The organism is Streptomyces griseorubiginosus, from assembly GCF_017614965.1.
GTDB lineage: Bacteria > Actinomycetota > Actinomycetes > Streptomycetales > Streptomycetaceae > Streptomyces > Streptomyces griseorubiginosus_B.
Map to the genome: position 1 here is coordinate 1 of NZ_WVUG01000157.1, position 19973 is coordinate 19973.

The 19973-nt window shown below is 69.7% G+C and carries 14 protein-coding genes; 8 read left to right on the top strand and 6 right to left on the bottom strand.

All coding sequences use genetic code 11. The features are described from left to right. The first annotated feature begins 203 nt into the window (after nucleotides 1–203). Nucleotides 204–1919: a methionine--tRNA ligase gene (metG, locus tag GRC12_RS26325; protein ID WP_208781839.1), complete on the top strand. Its 1716-nt coding sequence runs from the start codon at nucleotides 204–206 to the stop codon at nucleotides 1917–1919. A gap of 65 nt (nucleotides 1920–1984) precedes the next feature. Here metG and GRC12_RS26330 read toward each other — a convergent pair whose 3' ends face one another. Beyond that, nucleotides 1985–3334 (bottom strand): pectate lyase family protein, encoded by a 1350-nt coding sequence (locus GRC12_RS26330; protein WP_308286638.1) that lies wholly within the window; start codon nucleotides 3332–3334, stop codon nucleotides 1985–1987. Between the two features lie 222 nt (nucleotides 3335–3556). On the opposite strand from GRC12_RS26330, the gene GRC12_RS46755 reads away from it, so the two are divergent. Then, complete coding sequence (locus tag GRC12_RS46755) at nucleotides 3557–6757, top strand: FG-GAP repeat domain-containing protein (RefSeq protein ID WP_208781841.1); 3201 nt, start codon at nucleotides 3557–3559, stop codon at nucleotides 6755–6757. 6 nt (nucleotides 6758–6763) lie between these two features. Here GRC12_RS46755 and GRC12_RS26340 read toward each other — a convergent pair whose 3' ends face one another. From GRC12_RS26340 to aspS, 3 genes are all read right to left on the bottom strand, one after another. Then, entirely contained in the window at nucleotides 6764–7219 is a 456-nt protein-coding gene (locus tag GRC12_RS26340) for a hypothetical protein (protein WP_208781842.1), read from the bottom strand. Nucleotides 7220–7357: 138 nt separating this feature from the next. Further along, complete coding sequence (locus GRC12_RS26345; protein ID WP_208781843.1) at nucleotides 7358–8236, bottom strand: intradiol ring-cleavage dioxygenase; 879 nt, start codon at nucleotides 8234–8236, stop codon at nucleotides 7358–7360. A 118-nt stretch (nucleotides 8237–8354) separates the two neighbouring features. Continuing rightward, on the bottom strand, nucleotides 8355–10118 hold the full coding sequence (aspS, locus tag GRC12_RS26350; RefSeq protein WP_208781844.1) for an aspartate--tRNA ligase: 1764 nt from the start codon (nucleotides 10116–10118) through the stop codon (nucleotides 8355–8357). A 201-nt stretch (nucleotides 10119–10319) separates the two neighbouring features. On the opposite strand from aspS, the gene GRC12_RS26355 reads away from it, so the two are divergent. Next, on the top strand, nucleotides 10320–12431 hold the full coding sequence (locus GRC12_RS26355) for a SpoIIE family protein phosphatase (protein ID WP_208781845.1): 2112 nt from the start codon (nucleotides 10320–10322) through the stop codon (nucleotides 12429–12431). 112 nt (nucleotides 12432–12543) lie between these two features. After that, a complete protein-coding gene (locus tag GRC12_RS26360; RefSeq protein ID WP_208781846.1) occupies nucleotides 12544–13251 on the top strand; it encodes a hypothetical protein in 708 nt (235 codons plus the stop codon). A gap of 67 nt (nucleotides 13252–13318) precedes the next feature. On the opposite strand, the gene GRC12_RS26365 is transcribed toward GRC12_RS26360, so the two are convergent. Together GRC12_RS26365 and GRC12_RS26370 are read right to left on the bottom strand one after the other, a co-directional pair. After that, on the bottom strand, nucleotides 13319–14290 hold the full coding sequence (locus tag GRC12_RS26365; protein ID WP_208781847.1) for a pirin family protein: 972 nt from the start codon (nucleotides 14288–14290) through the stop codon (nucleotides 13319–13321). Between the two features lie 110 nt (nucleotides 14291–14400). Then, complete coding sequence (locus GRC12_RS26370) at nucleotides 14401–14868, bottom strand: SseB family protein (RefSeq protein WP_133044023.1); 468 nt, start codon at nucleotides 14866–14868, stop codon at nucleotides 14401–14403. A 164-nt stretch (nucleotides 14869–15032) separates the two neighbouring features. Here GRC12_RS26370 and GRC12_RS26375 point away from each other — a divergent pair, with 164 nt between their 5' ends. From GRC12_RS26375 to GRC12_RS26390, 4 genes are all read left to right on the top strand, one after another. Further along, the gene (locus GRC12_RS26375; protein ID WP_208781848.1) at nucleotides 15033–16859 is read left to right on the top strand and encodes an acyl-CoA dehydrogenase; all 1827 of its coding nucleotides are present in this window, start codon (nucleotides 15033–15035) and stop codon (nucleotides 16857–16859) included. 132 nt (nucleotides 16860–16991) lie between these two features. Beyond that, nucleotides 16992–18284, top strand: coding sequence for a M18 family aminopeptidase (locus tag GRC12_RS26380; RefSeq protein WP_208781849.1), 1293 nt, complete (start codon nucleotides 16992–16994; stop codon nucleotides 18282–18284). 78 nt (nucleotides 18285–18362) lie between these two features. Then, nucleotides 18363–18614 (top strand): DUF6458 family protein, encoded by a 252-nt coding sequence (locus GRC12_RS26385; RefSeq protein ID WP_208781850.1) that lies wholly within the window; start codon nucleotides 18363–18365, stop codon nucleotides 18612–18614. 172 nt (nucleotides 18615–18786) lie between these two features. Next, on the top strand, nucleotides 18787–19947 hold the full coding sequence (locus tag GRC12_RS26390) for a glycosyltransferase (protein WP_308286639.1): 1161 nt from the start codon (nucleotides 18787–18789) through the stop codon (nucleotides 19945–19947). The last annotated feature ends 26 nt before the right edge of the window (nucleotides 19948–19973 follow it).

Consider the following 19973-nt stretch of genomic DNA (forward strand, 5'->3'; position numbering starts at 1 on the left):
GCCCCATACCCCGTCCCCCCTCCACTCGCCGTGGTGGTGACAGGGTGCTGATGCGGGCCACGGCCGAGAAGGGGGCCTCAGGTCCGGTGGGCCCGTTTCGGCCATTGTTCACCCCTCAGAACGGCAGGCGGGCCGTGCACCCGTTTCGGCTACGATTTCAAGGTTCACGAAGAAGCAAGAAACCGACCTGGGAGCAGCCCCCGATGGCTCGACACCTCATCACCAGCGCCCTTCCGTACATCAACGGAATCAAGCACCTGGGCAACATGGTGGGGTCCATGCTCCCGGCGGACGTGTACTCCCGGTACCTCCGCCAGCGCGGCCACGACGTCCTCTACATCTGCGCGACCGACGAGCACGGCACCCCGGCCGAGCTGGCGGCGAAGGAGCAGGGCCTCCCCGTGGCCGAGTTCTGCGCCCAGGCGCACGACGCCCAGAAGGCGGTCTACGACGGCTTCGCGCTGGCCTTCGACTACTTCGGCCGGAGTTCCTCCCAGCAGAACGTCGAGATCACCCAGCACTTCGCCCGCCGCCTCAACGACAACGGCTTCATCGAGGAGCGGGCGATCCGCCAGGTCTACAGCCCCGCCGACGGCCGCTTCCTCCCGGACCGCTACGTCGAGGGCACCTGCCCCCACTGCGGCTACGACAAGGCCCGCGGCGACCAGTGCGAGAACTGCACCCGCGTCCTGGACCCGACCGACCTGATCAACCCGCGCTCGGCGATCTCCGGCTCCACGGACCTCGAGGTCCGCGAGACCAAGCACCTCTTCCTGCTCCAGTCCAAGCTGCAGCACGAGGTCGAGGAGTGGGTCTCCCGGCACGAGGACGACTGGCCGCAGCTGGCCTCCTCCATCGCCCGCAAGTGGCTGAACGAGGGCCTGCACGACCGCGCGATCACCCGTGACCTGGACTGGGGCGTCCCCGTCCCGGCCGACACCTGGCCGGAGCTGGCGGCGGAGGGCAAGGTCTTCTACGTGTGGTTCGACGCTCCGATCGAGTACATCGGCGCGACGAAGGAGTGGGCGGACCTCGACCCGGAGAACCGGGACTGGAAGTCCTGGTGGTACGAGGCGGACGACACCGTCCGCTACACGGAGTTCATGGCCAAGGACAACGTCCCCTTCCACACGGTGATGTTCCCGGCCACCGAGCTCGGCGTCCGCGAGCCGTGGAAGAAGGTCGACTACGTCAAGGCCTTCAACTGGCTGACGTACTACGGCGGCAAGTTCTCCACCTCCCAGAAGCGCGGTGTCTTCACCGACCAGGCGCTGGAGATCCTGCCCGCCGACTACTGGCGCTACTTCCTCATCGCGAACGCCCCCGAGTCCGACGACTCCTCCTTCACCTGGGAGCACTTCACGGCCACGGTCAACAAGGACCTGGCCGACACCCTCGGCAACTTCGTCAACCGCGTCCTGTCCTTCTCCCGCAAGCGCTTCGGCGACGAGGTGCCCGCGGGCGGCGAGCCCGGCGAGGCGGAGCGGAAGCTGGGCGAGGAGATCGCCCGGCTGCTCGCCGAGTACGAGGCCCAGATGGAGTCCCTCCAGTTCCGCAAGGCCGCCGCGGCGCTGCGCGCCCTGTGGTCGGCCGGAAACTCCTACCTGGAGGAGAAGGCCCCCTGGCTGGAGATCAAGACCGACAAGGAGGGCGCCGCCCTCACCCTGCGCACCGCGATGAACCTCATCCACCTGTACGCGGTGGTCTCGGAGCCGTTCATCCCGGCGACGTCGGCGGCCATGCGCCAGGCCTTCACCCTCACCGACGACACCGCCACCTGGGTCACCGCGGACGAGGCGAAGTCCCTCACCTCGGTCCCCGCCGGCACGCCCTTCACGGTCCCCCCGGTCCTCTTCGCCAAGCTCACGGACGAGGACCTGGAGAACTACAAGGAGCGCTTCGGCGGCGAGGGCGCGTAGCCTCACCGCACAGGAAAAGGGCCCGATGAGCAGATGTCTTCCGGGCCCTTCTCCGTCGCCGGAGCTCAGGACAGCACGCCCGCCCCCGTCGTCGGCGTCAGTTCCGTCAGCAGGTTCTTCGCCGAGGACTCCAGGCCCGCCGTCAGGGTGGGCGTCCAGTTGACCGTCGTCTTGATCTTCTTCGAGTGCGCGGCGTTGTACGCGGCGACCAGGTCGGTCGTCGTGCCGTTGACGACGTTGCCGCTGCCCTTGATCGAGCCGGTGCCGTCGCCGCTGAGGAGTTTCGAGATCTTCTGGCCCGCGGGGATCCTCCAGTAGTTGTTCTGGGCCACGACCTGGGCCCTCGCCCGGGAGTTGATGCTGTACTGCAGGGCGTAGCCGTTGAGCGTGGCCGTCTCGTAGACGTTGTTGTAGATGTGGATCTGGCCGAGGCGGGACAGCGGCGCGCGCTGGACGATGCCCTTCCAGACGTTGTGGTGGATGCTCACCCGCAGCTTGCCGGTGCTGTCGCTGTCGCTCGCGCCGATCAGCATGGTCTTGTCGTGGTTGGTGAACCGGTTGCGCTCGACGGTCACCAGGTCGGAGCCCTTGGTGATGTCCAGGGCCCCGTCGTGGACCTGGTACTCACGGCCGTAGTACTTGGGGTTGGCGCTGTCGAAGTGCCCGGCGTCCGTGAAGGTGTTGTGGTCCGCCCAGACGTGGGTGGCGCCGCGCAGGGTGACCGAGTCGTACTGCGAGTTCCAGTTGCCGCTGGAGCCGTCCGTCGGGTCCCACTGCGGGAAGCAGTCCTCGGTGTGGGAGAAGGTCAGGTTGCGGACGATGACGTTGTCGACCTTCTGGATCTGCAGCATCCCGCCGGTGATGCCGGCCTTGGTGCCGGGCACGCCGACGATCGTGGTGTTGGCGGGCACCTTGAAGACGATGTTCGCGGCCTGCTTCTTCTGCGCGGCGGCCCGCGCCTTCTCCTGCGTGCCGGAGGGCAGCTTGGAGCGGCCGTAGGTCGTGGGGTTGTACGCCTTCAGGTACGAGGCCAGTGAATATCCCGTGCCGGCCGCGTAGTTCGCGCAGGTCAGCTTCTTTCCGGACGCGTCGGTGTTCGCGTCGATCGTGCCCTTGACCTTGATGATCCGCGGGGCGGTGTCCGACACCGAGCCGAGCGCCTTCACCAGTTGGGCGCGGGTGGAGACGGTGAAGGTGTGCGCGGAGTCGGCCTTCGCGCCGCCGGTCGTGCCTGAACCCAAGGACGCCCAGCCGTCCTTGGCGGCGAGCCTCTGGTGGTACAGGTCGACGGTGGTCGTCCCGGCGTTCGCGTTCATCACGAGCACACCGGCACCGACACCGGCGGCCACGAGGGCGGCGGAGACGACGAGGGTGCGCCGCCTGCGGAGGGACCGGCGGTGGGAGACAGAGGCCACGGGGGACTTCCTTACGGACGGTTGCGGGAGATGTGCGGTTCGTGGAGCACTCGTGAAAGAGCGCTCCCCCCTCAAGTGGCCGCCGGGACCAAGGAAGTTGCCGTCCCCGATCACCTTCTTTTCCCCACCGGACCCCCACCCGCTTCCCATGCATGGCCCATGCACTGTTAAAGTCCGCTCACTTGTGCGAGGGCGGGGGCCCTCGCGGGGAGGGAACCTCACGTGGGCAGACACGCCCTGGGACGGGGCGGTCGGCACGCCCTGGTCTCGACGCTCGCGGTCGTCCTGGCGGCCGGCTCGATCACCCTGTTCTCCGGCACGCGTGACGGGGGTGCCGCACAGGCCGCCACCACCGCCGCGGCCGGCACCGCCGAGCTCGTCCTGGACGACCCGCGCACCGATTCGCCCCGTACCGAGCAGCTGCTCGCGGCGGGCAGGACGGGCTTTCTGCACCGGCAGTCGGGGGTCGCCGGGCTGCTGTGGACGGACTACGACGACGGCGGCACGGTCACCGTCGAGGGGCCGTCCGGCATCTACAAGCCGACCACGACCAGCTGCTACGACATCGAGACGCGCTGCGCCTCGGGTGTCTTCGGGCAGGCCGCCGACACGGTGGCGCTGCCCGACCGCACCTACGGCGATCCGGTGTCGCTGTGGAGGCCGGGCGGCGGCGCCCTGCGCACCCTCGACCTGAGCCAGTCGGCGGACCGGGTGGGGACGTACGGCGAGACGAGCGTCACCGTCGAGTACAACGGCGTCGTCGACGGGCAGGAGCTGGAGGGCCACGTCCTGCACCTCGTCGACCTGGTCGACGGCGAGCAGCGCGACCGCGTGGTCGCCGGCTACCCGGCCGACGGCACCTGGGAGTGGAACAACGCGCGCACCGGCGACGACAAGGGAGCCCTGTTCGCCTACCCCGACCGCGACGCGGACGGCCGGTTCACGACGTACAGCGTCGGCTATCTCGATTTCGCCGCCGCCCGCTTGACCCCGGTCTTCACCGGCCTGTCCCGGGACACCGTGCCGGAGGTCGTGCTCACCGGCGACCGGGTGGGCTGGTACACGCGGTCCGCGGGCCTCCACCTCAAGCCGCGTGCCGACCTCTCGGCGGCGGAGACGGTCCCGCTGGCCGGCGAGGAGAGCAACGTCTCCCCCGAGCCGGTCCCGGTGCTCGTCGGGGACTGGGCGCTGCTGACGGGCGCCTCCGGCGTCCAGGCCGTGTCCCTGACCGACGGCACCAGGAAGACCCTGCTCGGCGCGTGGTACGGCACCCCGCTGGCCACCCCCGACGGCGGCGCCCTGGTCACCGGCGGCACCACCGCGGCCGACTGGTGGGTGCAGCGGGTCTCCCTCGGCTCCGACGGCACCCCGCGGCTGACGAAGCTGGTCAAGATCCCGCCGTACGAGAACCCCAAGACGGGTCTGGCGCTCAGCCGCGGCAGCCTGCGCGTCGCCGAGGACAATCCGCGCGGCACCTCCGACACGACGTCCGTGCGCACCCTCACGACGAACGGCTCAGGCGGGCTGACGGCGTCGGACGCCAGGGACGGCGACTCCATCGCGCCCGTCTGCCCCTACCCGGGCGTGTCGTGCTCGGTGCTGTGGGGCAACACCGGCGACGGACCCCAGGACGTCTTCCAGAACACGTACTACAACGACAGCGGCCCGGAGAACACCGACCAGTTGGTCGCCATCGGCGACGGCACCTCCGACGACAAGCTGAGCTTCAACACCGCGGGCGGCGGGATCGTCGACGTGTCCGACGGGTACGCGATCTACAACTCGGGCGGTGCCACGCCGACCCAGTACGTCGGCGAGTTCGGCTACGGCGAGCAGCTGAAGCGCTCCGTCCGCGCCGCCGCCCTGAACGGCTCCACCCTCTGGAGCGCCGACACCGCAGGCCGGCTCACCTCCTACAGCCTCACCGAGAGGAAGACCCTCGCCACGGTCACCGTCCCCTCCCTCGCCTGTGTGCCGAGCGAGCTGCAGGCGGCGGGCCGCTGGGTGTACTGGGCCTGCGGTACGGCTTCGGCGGGCGTGTACGACACCAAGGCGGCCACGTCCGTCGCGGTGACGCCCGGTGACGTCCTGCTCGGCGACGGCTTCACGGTCCGCCACGACCACGGGGCCGACCGGCTGGTGCTCACCGACGCGACGACCGGTGCCACCCGGGTGATCGCCTCCGGCCTGCCCGACACGGGCCTCGCCGTGGACCGCCGCTTCCGCTGGACGGTCGACGAGTACACGGGCCTGGTCGCCTGGTTCGACCGGTTCGAGCAGACGCACGTCGCCCCCACGGGCGTCGCCCCGTCCGCGCCGACCGCCTTCCGCACGGAGGCCGGCAGCTACGTGCAGCCGGGCGGCTCCACCGCCTGGACCGGCGCGTGGCTGCTGTCCCGTCCGGTCGCCTCGTGGTCCCTGACCTTCGCGTCCGTGCAGAGCGGTCCGAAGGGCCGGGCCACCCGCACGATCACCGGCGGGGCGGTCACGGCGCAGCTGTCGGCGGGCTGGGACGGCAAGACCGCGAGCGGTGACCGCTTCCCCAACGGCGACTTCACCTGGACCCTCAAGGTCACCGGCCTCGGCACCGCCACCCCGGTCACGGCGGCCTCCGGCGAGGGCTTCCTGCAGCGGGGCAACCCCGTGCGGCACGACTTCGCCAGCGTCGACGGCCCCGACGGCCGCGGTGACCTGCTCACCCTCAGCTCCTCGGGCGGGCTGACGTACCAGCACGGCACCGGTACGGGGAAGTTCGGGCAGAAGACCACCGGCACCGGCTGGCCCACCAGCGCGCGGTTCGTGCCGTTCGGCGACCTCAGCGGCGACCGCTGCAACGACGTCCTGGTCCGGCTGAGCAGCGGCGCCCTGCGGCTGTACAAGCCGGGCTGCAACGCGGCCCTCAAGCCGTCGACGTCGTACACGACCCTCGGCAGCAGCGGCTGGAACCAGTACGACGTCCTGACCTCGCCCGGCGACATCAGCGGCGACGGCCGCGCGGACCTGGTCGCCCGCAACTCCTCCACCGGCGCCGTGTACCTGTACAAGGCGACCAGCACCGGCAAGCTGTCCGCCCGGGTGAAGCTGTACGACGGCTGGAAGGGCTACAAGAAGATCGTGGGCGTCGGTGACATCACCGGCGACGGCGTCGGCGACCTGCTCGCCCAGGACGGGGCGAACACCCTGTACCGCTTCAACGGCAAGGGCGACGGCACCTTCGCGGCACGGACCAGGCTCTTCACCGACTGGGGCGGCTCCTACAACGCCATCGTCGGCGTCGGCGACATCACCGACGACGGCCGGGCCGACCTCGTCTCCCGTGACTCCGGCGGCAACGTGTACCGCAACAGCGGTGACGGCAAGGGGTCGTTCGGGGCGCGGGTGAAGATCGCGAGCGGCTGGGGGGCGTACAAGACCCTTTCCTGAGCCTCCTCAGGGATGGGCGGAAATCGCCGTCGGTATCGAGCCGTTGTTGGTCAGGGACCCGGGAAAGGCTTGCCTTACCCGGGGCCCCGGCGTGGTGGGGGCGGGGTTCGGAGACAGGCCGAGGGCCTCGCGGGCCGCGTCGACGTGACGCAGTCCCTCCTGGGCGGTGCGCGTCACGCGGCCGTACTCCGCCGCCGTGCGGGCCTCGGCGAGCAGGGCGCGGGCGGTGCGGTGGCACTCGGCGGCCTCGGTGAGCGCCCGGCCCGCCCTCTCGCCGGCGCTCGCCCAGGTGGCGGCGCCGGGCGGGATCAGACCGGCGCCCAGAAGGATCAGCCAGCGGTTGGCCTCGGCCTCCGCGTCCAGCCCGGACGGGCCGCGTCCGGCCCGCGACCGCCGCAGTGCGACGACCGCGCCGGCGGAACCGGCGACCAACAGCCCCGCGAGCGCGATCGCGTACCCCATGACGTCCTCCTGGCCCGGGCGGGCCCGGGAGCCGCACCACCTGCGATGTCACCCCCTATGACACGACAGACTTCTGTGCCCCTCCCGCGGACTCCCTGTGCACCTCCGGTGAGGTTTCCAGGCCGACGCCGGCGTGGGTCAGCCGTCGTGTGTCTGGTCCGGGGTGACGCCCAGGGTGAGGCGGGCGTGGACGCCCCGGGCGATGCGGCGGCGGTCGTAGTCGAGGTACAGCAGCCCGCCCTCATGCCCGTTGCCGGGGTAGATGCCGTCCTCGTCGAGGGTCGTCCGGGTCGTGGTGTTGCTCGCGTACGGCTCCACGGCCGCCGTCAGCAGCACCGACCGCTCGTCGAAGAACAGCTGTCCGGTGTGGCAGGTGTGCCCGCCCTCGTAGCCGGCGTCGGTCCAGACCCCGTCCACGTGCACCTTCACATGGATGTGCACGCAGCGGCCCTGGTACCAGCCGGGGAAGACGGTACGGAAGGCGACGTCCCCGTGCCGGTCGGTGCGCCAGGTGCCGCGCAGGTAGCGCTTGTCGTCGGTCGGCTCCTGGTGGCCGCCGCCACCGCCGGGCGGGGGAGAGCCGGTCGGGACGCCGGTGGGGGAGTCGGTCGGCGTACCGGAGGGCGGAGGACCCGACGGACCGCCGCCCCCGCCGCCGCTGCCCGTCTCCTCGTACCCGGAGTAGACGCCCGTGGCGTTGCAGTGCCAGATGTCCACGGCCGCGTTCCGCACCGGCCGGCACGTCTGCGCGTCGATCACCTTCAGCCGCAGCGCGAGCGGGATGCCCGGCTGGTCCTCCGTGACGTCCTGCCGGATCTTGTCGGCGTCGATGTAGTACGGCCCCTCGACCAGCTCGGAGGTGAGGGTGCAGCAGGCGTCGTCCTCCCGGTCGGAGGCCTCCGCACCCACCGTGAACGCCCCGCCCACGCCGATCGCGGTCACGGCCACCCCGCCGGCCGCGAGGACCGTGCGGCGGGCCAACTTCCTTCTCTCTTCCGGTGTCTGAGTGTCTGTCATGGCCAGCGACCGTAGGCGTGGGAGGCCTGGCAAAAACATCGGAAAGAGCTGTGAATCAGGGGCTCAAGCGAAAGGGCTCGAAACCGACGTCGGTTTCGAGCCCTTCGGGTCCGCCGGGTTACTTCGGCTGCGGCTTGCGCACCTGGAGGTGCAGTTCCCTCAGCCGGGCCTCCTCCAGCTCCGTCGGCGCGCCCATCATCAGGTCCTGGGCGTTGCCGTTGAGCGGGAAGGCGATGGTCTCGCGGATGTTGGGCTCGTCGGCCAGCAGCATCACGATGCGGTCGACGCCGGGGGCGATGCCGCCGTGCGGCGGGGCGCCGAAGCGGAAGGCGCGCAGCATGCCGGCGAACTTCTCCTCGACGGTCTCCCGGTCGTAACCGGCGATCTCGAAGGCCTTGAGCATGATGTCCGGCTCGTGGTTCCGGATCGCGCCGGAGGACAGCTCGACACCGTTGCAGACGATGTCGTACTGCCAGCCCAGGATGTCCAGCGGGTCCTGGGTCTCAAGGGCTTCCAGGCCGCCCTGCGGCATGGAGAAGGGGTTGTGCGAGAAGTCGATCGCGCCGGTCTCCTCGTCCTTCTCGTACATCGGGAAGTCGACGATCCAGCAGAAGCGGAAGACGTTCTCCTCGAAGTGCCCGGCACGCTTGGCGGCCTCGACCCGCACCGCGCCCATGATCTTGGAGACCTCGTCGAACTCGCCCGCGCCGAAGAACACCGCGTGCCCGGCGGCCAGCGACAGCCGCTTGGTCAGCTCGGCGACGTTCTCCTCGGTGAGGAACTTCGCGATCGGGCCGGTGAGCGAACCGTCCTCGGCGACCCGCACCCAGGCCAGGCCCTTGGCGCCCAGCGAGACGGCGAAGTCACCGAGCTGGTCGAAGAACTTGCGCGGCTGGTCCTGCACGGCCGGCACCGGCAGCGCCCGCACGTGCTTGCCGGCGAACGCCTTGAACTCCGAGCCCTCGAAGACATCGGTGATGTCGACGAGCTCCAGCTGGGCCCGCAGGTCCGGCTTGTCGGAGCCGTACTTCAGCATCGCCTCGCGAAACGGGATCCGCGGGAACGGGGAGGTGACATGGCGGCCGCCGCCGAACTCCTCGAACAGCTCGGTCATCAGCTGCTCGATCGGCCGGAAGACGTCCTCCTGCTCCACGAAGCTCATCTCGACGTCGAGCTGGTAGAACTCGCCCGGCGAGCGGTCGGCGCGGGCGTCCTCGTCACGGAAGCAGGGCGCGATCTGGAAGTAGCGGTCGAAGCCCGAGATCATCAGCAGCTGCTTGAACTGCTGCGGCGCCTGCGGCAGGGCGTAGAACTTGCCGGGGTTCAGCCGGGAGGGGACCACGAAGTCACGGGCGCCCTCGGGGGAGGTCGCCGACAGGATCGGGGTCGCCATCTCGTTGAAGCCGAGGGCCGTCATCTTGTGCCGGATGGCCGAGATGACCGCCGTACGCAGCATGATGTTGCGGTGCATGCGCTCGCGCCGCAGGTCCAGGAAGCGGTACTCCAGACGCCGCTCCTCGTTGACCCCGTCCTCGGCGTTGATGGTGAAGGGGAGCGGGGCGGCCGCGCCGAGCAGCTCGACCTCGCCGACCTCGACCTCGACCTCACCGGTCGGCAGCTCCGGGTTGACGTTCTCGGCGCCGCGGGAGACGACCTTGCCGTCGACGCGGACCGTCGACTCCTTGGTCACCTTGTCCAGGGCCTCGTAGGCCGGGGTGCCCGGGCGGGCGACGAGCTGCGTGATGCCGTAGTGGTCGCGCAGATCGATGAAGAGGATGCCGCCCAGGTCGCGCCGATTGTGCAGCCAGCCACTCAGCCGGACGTCGGTGCCGACGTCAGAGGCGCGGAGCTCGCCGCAGGTGTGGGACCTGTACCGATGCATCGTCGTTCATCCAGTCTTCGCGGATAGGGGGCGGTGTTTCACGTGAAACACCACCCAAGCGTACCGGGCACCGTAAGATCGGCTCCCCACCCTTGAGGGCGGTCGTCCTACGGCGTCCAACCGCTCGGTTCCGGGCATCAAACCGCACGAACTGTCGATGATCGGTGGCACGCCTCGATCACCTCTTCATAAAGTGGGGCAATGCGCACTGGCGAGCCTCTGCCGCCCGTGGGGGAGGTTCTCGCCACCCTCGCGACCGGTCTGTGGCACTGGGACACCGCCACCGAGCTGGTCACGGTCGACTCCGAGGCGGCACGGCTGCTCGGCCTGCCCGCCGTAGGGACCACCCTCACGGAGGCCCAGGCCCGGTCCCGGCTGCACCCGGTCGACTGGAACGAGATCATCAGCGTGGTCGGTCTCGCCGTCGCCGAGCGCACCCTCGCCGAGGTCCGCGTCCGGATCATGGACGAGCACGGCCGGGTGATCCGCGTCGTCCGCTCCCGCTCCAAACCGTCGTACGACAAGGAACGGCAAGCCTTCCAGCTGATCGGCACCCTCCAGGAGGTGACCGAACCGACGCCCGGCACACCGGCCGGGCGCAGTGCCGTCACGGGCGACTGGCGGCGCTCCCGGGAGGCGTTCCTGCTGGACGCGGGCCGGGCGCTGGCCGAGGCGCGCTCGACCGCGGAGGTGCTGCGGGTCGCGGCGGGGCTGTCGATGCCGGGGTTCTCGCCGGACGGGCTCGCGGTGTTCGGCGTCGAGGGCGACCGGCTGACCATCGTCGGCCTGTACGGCTACCAGCCCGGCGACGGAGACCCGTTCTCCGCCATGCCCCTGGACACGGATCATCCCGCCGCCGAGGTCATACGCACCGGCCGTGCCGTCTATCTCTCCTCCCCCGCCGACTACAAGACCCGCTACCCGGTGATGTGGCAGCTGGTGGAAGGCTTCGGCCGTCAGTCCTGGGCCTTCCTGCCGCTGACGGTGGCCGGACGCACGATGGGCGCCTGGATGGCCTCCTTCGCCTATCCCGTCGCCTTCACCCCCGACGAACGCTCGGTGCTGACGACCGTGGCCCGGATGCTCGCCCAGGCCCTGTCCCGGGCCGGCGCCCAGGAGACCGAACGCGCCCTGACCGACGGCCTCCAGCGCTCCATGCTGCCGACGCTGGGTCCCCAGATACCGGGCATGACCGTCGCCGCCCGCTACGTCCCGACCGGCGGCGGCCTCCAGGTCGGCGGCGACTGGTACGACATGATCCCGCTGCCCAACGGCCGGTTCGCCCTGGCCATCGGCGACGTCCAGGGCCATGACGTACGCGCGGCGGGACTGATGGGCCAGCTCCGTATCGCCCTGCGCGCCTACGCCTCCGAGGGACACCGCCCCGACGCGGTCCTCTCCCGCGCCTCCCGCTTCCTGCACGGCATGGCGGACGGCGACCCCGAGTCCCCCGACCTGCGCTTCGCGACCTGTCTGTACGTCGAGGCGGACCCGGTGACCGGCATCCTCGACATCGCCCGGGCCGGCCACCCCGACCCGGCGATCCGGATGGCGGACGGCACGGTACTGACCCGCCCGACGGCCGGCGGCCTCCCGCTCGGCATCGACCCGGACGCCGACTACCCCACCACCCGCATCACGCTGGAACCCGGCGAGACGATGCTGATCTGCACCGACGGCCTGATCGAGACCGGCGGTCACGACCTGGACAGCGGCTGGCAGCGCATCCGTACGATCCTCGAGGACCACAAGGGCGATCTGGAGGAACTGGCCGACGCCCTGGTCCAGGGCGTGCACGGCCCGTCCTCCCACTACACCACGGGCCCGCTCGCGGACCGGCGCGAGGACGACATAGCGGTGATGCTGCTGTGCCGCCCGGGGGAGGACGGCGGCCTCGACCACACGCTCGCCCCGGCACCCACGGTCCGCCGCACGCTGCTCTCCGTCGCGCAGGCCGAACCCGAACGCGTCGCGGTGGCCCGCCAGCACCTGCGCGAGCTGCTCCACGACTGGCCCTCCCAGGACCAGGTCGACTCCGCGGTGCTGCTGCTGTCCGAGATGCTGACCAACGTCCTGGTGCACACGGACGCGGACGCGCTCATGCAGGCCGAGGTCCGGGGCGAGCCCGGGGGCCGCCGGATGCGCGTCGAGGTCACCGACACCAGCGACGACCTCCCGCACAAACGGCGCCCCGGCGAGATGGCCTCCTCCGGCCGCGGCCTGGTCCTCATCGAACTCCTCGCCCACTCCTGGGGCGTGGACCCCCGCGGCGAGGGCAAGAGCATCTGGTTCGAACTGTACGAGGACGCGTAGCCCGCAACGGAGCGGAAAGATCCACAAACGCTGCACTGACGCCCCTGGGCTGACCTGCAATGAGATCCAGCGCCTGCTCCCATCGGCTCGGCTGGTCCTAGGCTGGCCGGCCATGACGGTTCTGATCACTGTGTGGGGGGCGTCTCCAGGGGTGGGCAAGTCGACGCTGTGTGCTGGCCTGTCCCGATGGCTGACCGATGCGGGACTGCGGGTGGACCACTTCCGCGAGGAAGAGATCTTGACCAGACCGCAGTTCGCCGCGGTGACCGAGGCTTTCCAGACGACAGGCGCCGTCGGGCTGGGGACGCTGCTCGCGGCCACCGCCGAGTTCGTTGATTCGGCTCTGGCGAGCGGCGATGACGTGGTGATTGCGGACGCGCTGATGCCGTTCGTGCCAACGCTGCTGGCCATGGGGCACGAGGAAGAGCAGATCGACGTGTTCATGACCGATCTGACAGATGTGCTCGCGCCGGTCTGCCCGGTCATGGTCTTTCTCGATGGGAATACCGAGGCCGCATTGTCCCGGGCCGCGCTGAGGGACGGCGAGCAGTGGCTGGACTGGTACGTCGGAAAGCTTGCCCGCTACGAGGTGAGCCCGCCCGTGGCGGACGTCCCGTCGGCGGTGAAGTACCTGCTGCGCGAGCGTGCGGTGACACTTGGCACCGTCGGCCGGAAGGGCTGGGGCCTCGTCGTGATCGAGCGAGCCGACGAGCTGCCCCAGGGTGAGGTGCTGAGGGCCGCGCAGCGGAGCTTGGAACGGTGGCTCACGCCTTTCGGTCAACAACTCCTTGGAGCTGAAGGTGAGACCACCTTTCAGTGAGACCGGGATCTGATCGCCGGTAGGGCCGGACGACCTCCAGCAGGTCGTCCGGCCCTCCGCCACGTGGTTACAGCCCGCCCTCGGTCATCCCGTGCACGGCCGGGATCGTCCCCAGCCGGCCCTTCTGGAAGTCCTCGAACGCCTGCTGGAGCTCCTCGCGGGTGTTCATGACGAAGGGGCCGTAGTGGGCCATGGGCTCCCGGATGGGCTGTCCGCCGAGGAGGACGACCTCCAGGTCCGGCGTGTGGGAGTCCTGCTTCTCGTCCGCGCGGACGGTGAGGGAGGAACCCGCGCCGAACACCGCCGTCTGGCCCAGGTGGATCGGGCGCCGCTCGGCACCCACCGCACCCTTGCCGGCGAGCACGTACGCCAGGCCGTTGAAGTCCTCCCGCCACGGCAGGGTGATCTCCGCACCCGGCGCGAGGGTCGCGTGGATCATCGTGATCGGGGTGTGGGTGACACCGGGGCCCGCGTGACCGTCCAGCTCACCGGCGATCACCCGCAGCAGGGCGCCGCCGTCGGGGGAGGTCAGCAGCTGGACGTGGCCGCCGCGGATGTCCTGGTAGCGGGGCGTCATCATCTTGTCCTTGGCCGGGAGGTTCACCCACAGCTGCAGACCGTGGAAGAGACCGCCGGACATGACGAGGGACTCCGGGGGGGCCTCGATGTGCAGCAGGCCGGAACCCGCGGTCATCCACTGGGTGTCGCCGTTGGTGATGGTGCCGCCGCCGCCCTGGCTGTCCTGGTGGTCGAAGATCCCGTCGATGATGTAGGTGACGGTCTCGAAGCCGCGGTGCGGATGCCAGGGGGTACCTTTCGGCTCTCCAGGCGCGTAATCCACCTCACCCATCTGGTCCATCATGATGAACGGGTCCAGGTGGCGGTAGTTGATCCCGGCGAACGCTCGGCGCACCGGGAAGCCCTCGCCCTCGAAACCGCTGGGCGCGGTGGTGACGGCGAGTACGGGACGGGCCACGGCGTCGGCCGGGGCGGCCACGCGCGGCAGGGTCAGCGGGTTCTCGACGGTCACAGCGGGCATGTCGGTACCTCCTTGTGCGGCCATTTTAGTTGAGCGTTGAACTTTCTGCTACCCCACAACAGAGAGAGCCCGGAGGGCATTCCCTCCGGGCTCCCGGCTGCGCGAGCGGTTCAGCCGTACATTCTGCGCATCGCGAAGTCGACCATCTGTTCGACCGCCTTCGCGTCGAAGACCATCCGGTGCTCGCCCTCCATGTCGAGGACGAAGCCGTAACCGGTGGGCAGGAGGTCGATGACCTCGGCCCCCGTGATCACGAAGTACTTGGACTCCTTGCCCGCGTACCGGCGCAGTTCCTTGAGCGAGGTGAACATCGGGATCACCGGCTGCTGGGTGTTGTGCAGGGCGAGGAAACCGGGGTTGTCGCCGCGCGGGCAGTAGACCTTGGAGGTGGCGAAGACCTGCTGGAAGTCCTCGGCCGACATCTGCCCGGTGGTGAAGGCGCGCACCGCGTCCGCGAGCGACGGCGGCGACGGCTCGGGGTACAGCGGCGGCTGCTGGCCGTACCCGCCCGGCATCTGCTGCTGCGGCGGGACGCCGTACTGCTGCTGGGCCCCAACGTTCTGGTCGTAGCCGTACATGCACCACAGGGTACTGACCCCGCACGAGGGCTCGGTCACAGATGGCCGGATCGGGGTTGCTTCTTATTACCGACGGGTAGCATCATCGTAGCCACTTGTTGGTACGTGAACTAGCGCGAGGATCCACCAGTGCCTCGCCGATCTCTTCTTACGGAGCCGTCGCCATGGGGCACTACAAGTCGAATCTCCGCGACATCGAGTTCAACCTCTTCGAAGTACTCGGACGCGACAAGCTGTACGGCACCGGACCCTTCGAGGAGATGGACACCGAGACCGCCAGGAGCATCCTCGAGGAGCTGACCCGCCTCTCGGAGAACGAGCTGGCGGAGTCCTTCGCCGACGCCGACCGCAACCCCCCGGTCTTCGACCCGGAGACCAACACCGCGCCGGTCCCGGCGTCCTTCAAGAAGAGCTACAAGGCCTTCATGGACTCCGAGTACTGGCGCCTGGGCCTGCCCGAGGAGATCGGCGGCACGACCGCCCCGCCCTCGCTGATCTGGTCGTACGCGGAGCTGATCCTCGGCGCCAACCCGGCGATCTGGATGTACTCCTCCGGCCCGGCGTTCGCGCGCATCCTCTTCGAGGAGGGCACCGAGGAGCAGAAGAAGTGGGCGCAGATCGCGGTGGACCGCACCTGGGGCTCCACGATGGTGCTCACCGAGCCCGACGCGGGTTCCGACGTCGGCGCCGGCCGCACCAAGGCGGTCCAGCAGGAGGACGGCTCCTGGCACATCGAGGGCGTGAAGCGGTTCATCACCTCCGGTGAGCACGACATGGAGGAGAACATCCTCCACTACGTGCTGGCCCGTCCCGAGGGCGCCGGCCCCGGCACCAAGGGTCTGTCGCTCTTCCTCGTGCCGAAGTACCTCTTCGACTGGGAGACCGGCGAGCTGGGCGAGCGCAACGGCGTGTACGCCACCAACGTCGAGCACAAGATGGGCCTGAAGGCCTCCAACACCTGCGAGATGACCTTCGGCGACAAGCACCCCGCCAAGGGCTGGCTGATCGGCGACAAGCACGACGGCATCCGCCAGATGTTCCGGATCATCGAGTTCGCCCGGATGATGGTCGGCACGAAGGCCATCTCGACGCTGTCGACCGGCTACCTGAACGCGCTGGAGTACGCCAAGGAGCGCGTCCAGGGCCCGGACCTGGCGAACTTCATGGACAAGACCGCGCCGAAGGTCACCATCACCCACCACCCCGACGTGCGCCGTTCGCTGATGACGCAGAAGGCGTACGCCGAGGGCATGCGCGCGCTCGTCCTCTACACCGCCTCGATCCAGGACGCGATCGCCGTCAAGGAGGCGAACGGCGAGGACGCCAAGACCGAGCACGCGCTCAACGACCTGCTCCTGCCGATCGTGAAGGGCTACGGCTCCGAGAAGGGCTACGAGCAGCTGGCCCAGTCGCTGCAGACCTTCGGCGGCTCCGGCTTCCTGCAGGAGTACCCGATCGAGCAGTACATCCGCGACGCCAAGATCGACACCCTGTACGAGGGCACCACGGCGATCCAGGGCCAGGACTTCTTCTTCCGGAAGATCGTCCGCAACCAGGGCGCGGCGCTGAACTCCCTCGCCGAGGACATCAAGAAGTTCCTGGCGCTGGGCACCGGCGGCGAGGAGCTGGCCGGCGCCCGTGAGCACCTGGCGAAGGCGGCCGTCGAGCTGGAGGCGATCGTCGGCCTGATGCTGACCGACCTCGCGGCCACCGAGCAGGACGTCAAGAACATCTACAAGGTCGGCCTGAACACCACTCGCCTGCTGATGGCCTCCGGTGACGTGGTCGTCGGCTACCTGCTGCTCAAGGGCGCCGCGGTCGCCGCCGAGAAGCTGGAGACGGCCTCCGCGAAGGACAAGTCGTTCTACACCGGCAAGATCGCGGCGGCGAAGTTCTTCGCGGCCAACGTCCTGCCGGGCGTCACCGGGGCGCGCAAGCTCGCCGAGGGCGTCGACCTGGACCTGATGGAGCTGGACGAGGCCGCGTTCTAGTCGCGGCTGCGGTCCCGCCGGTTCCTGGTTCCGTCGCCGCCGGATCTGGGTAGCCAAAATTCCACATCGCCCTCACGAGGGCCCGCTCCCTGTACGCGGAGTGGGCCCTCGTACGTCGTTAAGGTGAACCCCATGAGCGAACCCCCCCGCTTCGACCGCGGCCACACCGACGACCTCATGTCCTTCCTGACGGCGAGCCCGTCGCCGTACCACGCGGTGGCGAGCGCCGCCGAGCGGCTGGAGAAGGCAGGGTTCAGGCAGGTCGCGGAGACGGACGCCTGGGACGGGACGAGCGGCGGCAAGTACGTGCTGCGCGGCGGCGCGATCGTGGCCTGGTACGTCCCCGAGGGCGCGGCGCCCCACACGCCGTTCCGTATCGTCGGCGCGCACACCGACTCCCCGAACCTGCGGGTCAAGCCGCTGCCCGACACGGGGGCGCACGGCTGGCGCCAGGTGGCCGTGGAGATCTACGGCGGCCCGCTGCTGAACTCCTGGCTCGACCGCGACCTGGGGCTGGCCGGCCGGCTGACCCTGCGGGACGGCTCGACCCGGCTGGTGAACGTCGACCGGCCGCTGCTGAGGGTGCCGCAACTCGCCATCCATCTGGACCGTTCGGTGTCGGCGGAGGGCCTCAAGCTCGACAAGCAGCGTCACATGCTGCCGGTCTGGGGTCTGGGCAACGACGTGCGCGACGGCGATCTGATCGCCTTCCTGGAGGAGAGCGCGGGGCTCGCGGCGGGCGAGGTGACCGGCTGGGACCTGATGACGCACTCCGTGGAGCCGCCGGCGTACCTGGGCCGGGACAAGGAGCTGCTCGCCGGGCCGCGCATGGACAACCTGCTGTCGGTGCACGCGGGCGTGGCCGCGCTCGCCGCCGTCAGCGGCACCGACCTGCCCTGCGTCCCCGTCCTCGCCGCCTTCGACCACGAGGAGAACGGCTCGCAGTCGGACACCGGGGCGGACGGGCCGCTGCTCGGAAGTGTGCTGGAGCGGTCGGTGTTCGCGCGGGGCGGGTCCTTCGAGGACCGGGCGAGAGCCTTCGCGGGCACGGTGTGCCTGTCGTCCGACACGGGGCACGCGGTGCACCCCAACTACGCCGAGCGGCACGACCCGACGCACCACCCGCGGGTCAACGGCGGGCCGATCCTCAAGGTCAACGTCAACAACCGCTACGCCACCGACGGTTCGGGCCGCGCGGTGTTCGCCGCCGCCTGCGAGAAGGCGAACGTCCCCTTCCAGTCCTTCGTCTCCAACAACTCCATGCCCTGCGGCACGACCATCGGCCCGATCACCGCGGCCCGGCACGGCATCAAGACCGTCGACATCGGCGTCGCCATCCTGTCCATGCACAGCGTCCGGGAACTGTGCGGCGCGAACGACCCTTATCTGCTGGCGAATTCGCTGGTGGCGTTCCTGGAGGGGTAGTCAACCGGGCCGGCGCATGGGTGATGTCCGTCCGGGTACTCGGGTTCTACGCAACGACCGGACAGGGAGGCGACACTCATGGGCCTCGGCGGGTGCATCATCCTCATCGCCGTGGGAGCCATCCTCACGTTCGCGACCGACTGGCACATGCAAGGGGTCAACCTCGACCTGGTCGGGATCATCCTGATGATCGTCGGCCTGATCGGGATCAGCACCTTCAGCGGCATCGCCCGGCGCCGGCGCGTCGTGGTACCGCCGACGACACCGGTCGTGGAGGAGGAGGTTCGCCACCGTCGGACGGACGGATACTCCGACGGATACGGCGTGTAGACCGATACCGCTTGTAACGGACGCACAGGGCAAGCAACGACAACCGTGAGCATTCCGTGATCAGGGATGTCTTGTTGACTTGTGTGAAAATAGTGAAGACTCCGGAGTGTTGTAGTGCCCGGGGGGTCGCACGTGCCGGGCGTGAACCACCAGCACACCCGGAGGGCTCCCCGTGCACCACCCGGCGGAGACGATCGCCGTGGCGCCCGTCGCGGGGCCACGGCCCTCGCGACGGCACGCGGCCCGTCGCGCCCATGCCGCACCCGACGAACTCGACGGCCCGCTGCGGCTCGTGGTGCTGATCCCGGCCCACAACGAAGAGGACCGCATCGCCGACGCCGTTCAAGGGCTCTGGCGACAGACCCGGCGTCCCGACCTGATCGTCGTCGTGTGCGACAACTGCACCGACGCCACCGCCGAGATCGCCGCCGCGCACGGCGCGCAGGTCTTCCACACCCAGGGCAACACCCACAAGAAGGCCGGCGCCCTCAACCAGGCCATCGCCTGGGTGCTGCCCCATCTCGAGGAACGTGACCTGCTGCTGGTGCAGGACGCCGACACCGTGCTCGACCCGTGGTTCAACGAGACCGCGATGGGCACCTTCAACCGCAAGGTCGGCGCCGTCGGCGGGGTGTTCTACGGCGAGGAGGGCGGCGGCTTCCTCGGACTGCTCCAGCGCATGGAGTTCCACCGCTACGCCTGGGAACTGGAACGCTCCGGCGGCAAGGCACAGGTGCTCACCGGCACCGGCACGATGTTCCGCGCGCGGGTGCTGCGCGAGGTCCGCGCCGCCCGCCGCGCCGGGGTCATCGGCGGCGGCAACGGCTACTACAGCCTCGCCTCGCTCACCGAGGACGACGAGATGACGAAGGCCGTCAAGACCCTCGGCTACCGCGCCATGTCACCGGCCGGCTGCGCGGTCACCACCGAGGTCATGCCGACCCTGGGCAAGCTGTGGCACCAACGGCTGCGCTGGCAGCGGGGCGCGCTGGAGAACCTGCGCGACTACGGCTGGACCCGGGTCACCGCGCGCTACTTCCTGCAGCAGTTCATGATGGGCTTCGGCGCCCTGTGCTTCCTGGTCTACCTGACCTACATGGCCACCTACACGACGCTGTACGGCTGGCCCGGCTTCTCCCCGTTCTGGACGGCGATCGGACTGCTCTTCGTGGTCGAGAAGACGGTCTCCGTACGGCGCGCCGGGCCTCGGGCGGTGCTGGTCGCCGCGCTGATGGTCCCCGAGATGCTCTACGACCTCTTCCAGCACGCCGTCTACTTCACCTCGCTGTGGGGGCTGGTGCGCCGCAGCGAGGAGAAGTGGGTGGCGACCTGACACCCCCGTGACCCACCCCCCTCGCC

Coding starts and splice junctions, on each gene's coding strand:
- GRC12_RS26355 (WP_208781845.1), top strand. CDS start 10,320: ATGCGCACTGGCGAGCCTCTGCCGCCCGTGGGGGAGGTTCTCGCCACC.
- GRC12_RS26385 (WP_208781850.1), top strand. CDS start 18,363: ATGGGCCTCGGCGGGTGCATCATCCTCATCGCCGTGGGAGCCATCCTC.
- GRC12_RS26370 (WP_133044023.1), bottom strand. CDS start 14,868: ATGTACGGCTACGACCAGAACGTTGGGGCCCAGCAGCAGTACGGCGTC.
- GRC12_RS26360 (WP_208781846.1), top strand. CDS start 12,544: ATGACGGTTCTGATCACTGTGTGGGGGGCGTCTCCAGGGGTGGGCAAG.
- metG (WP_208781839.1), top strand. CDS start 204: ATGGCTCGACACCTCATCACCAGCGCCCTTCCGTACATCAACGGAATC.
- GRC12_RS26375 (WP_208781848.1), top strand. CDS start 15,033: ATGGGGCACTACAAGTCGAATCTCCGCGACATCGAGTTCAACCTCTTC.
- GRC12_RS26340 (WP_208781842.1), bottom strand. CDS start 7,219: ATGGGGTACGCGATCGCGCTCGCGGGGCTGTTGGTCGCCGGTTCCGCC.
- GRC12_RS26365 (WP_208781847.1), bottom strand. CDS start 14,290: ATGCCCGCTGTGACCGTCGAGAACCCGCTGACCCTGCCGCGCGTGGCC.
- GRC12_RS26345 (WP_208781843.1), bottom strand. CDS start 8,236: ATGACAGACACTCAGACACCGGAAGAGAGAAGGAAGTTGGCCCGCCGC.
- GRC12_RS26380 (WP_208781849.1), top strand. CDS start 16,992: ATGAGCGAACCCCCCCGCTTCGACCGCGGCCACACCGACGACCTCATG.
- aspS (WP_208781844.1), bottom strand. CDS start 10,118: ATGCATCGGTACAGGTCCCACACCTGCGGCGAGCTCCGCGCCTCTGAC.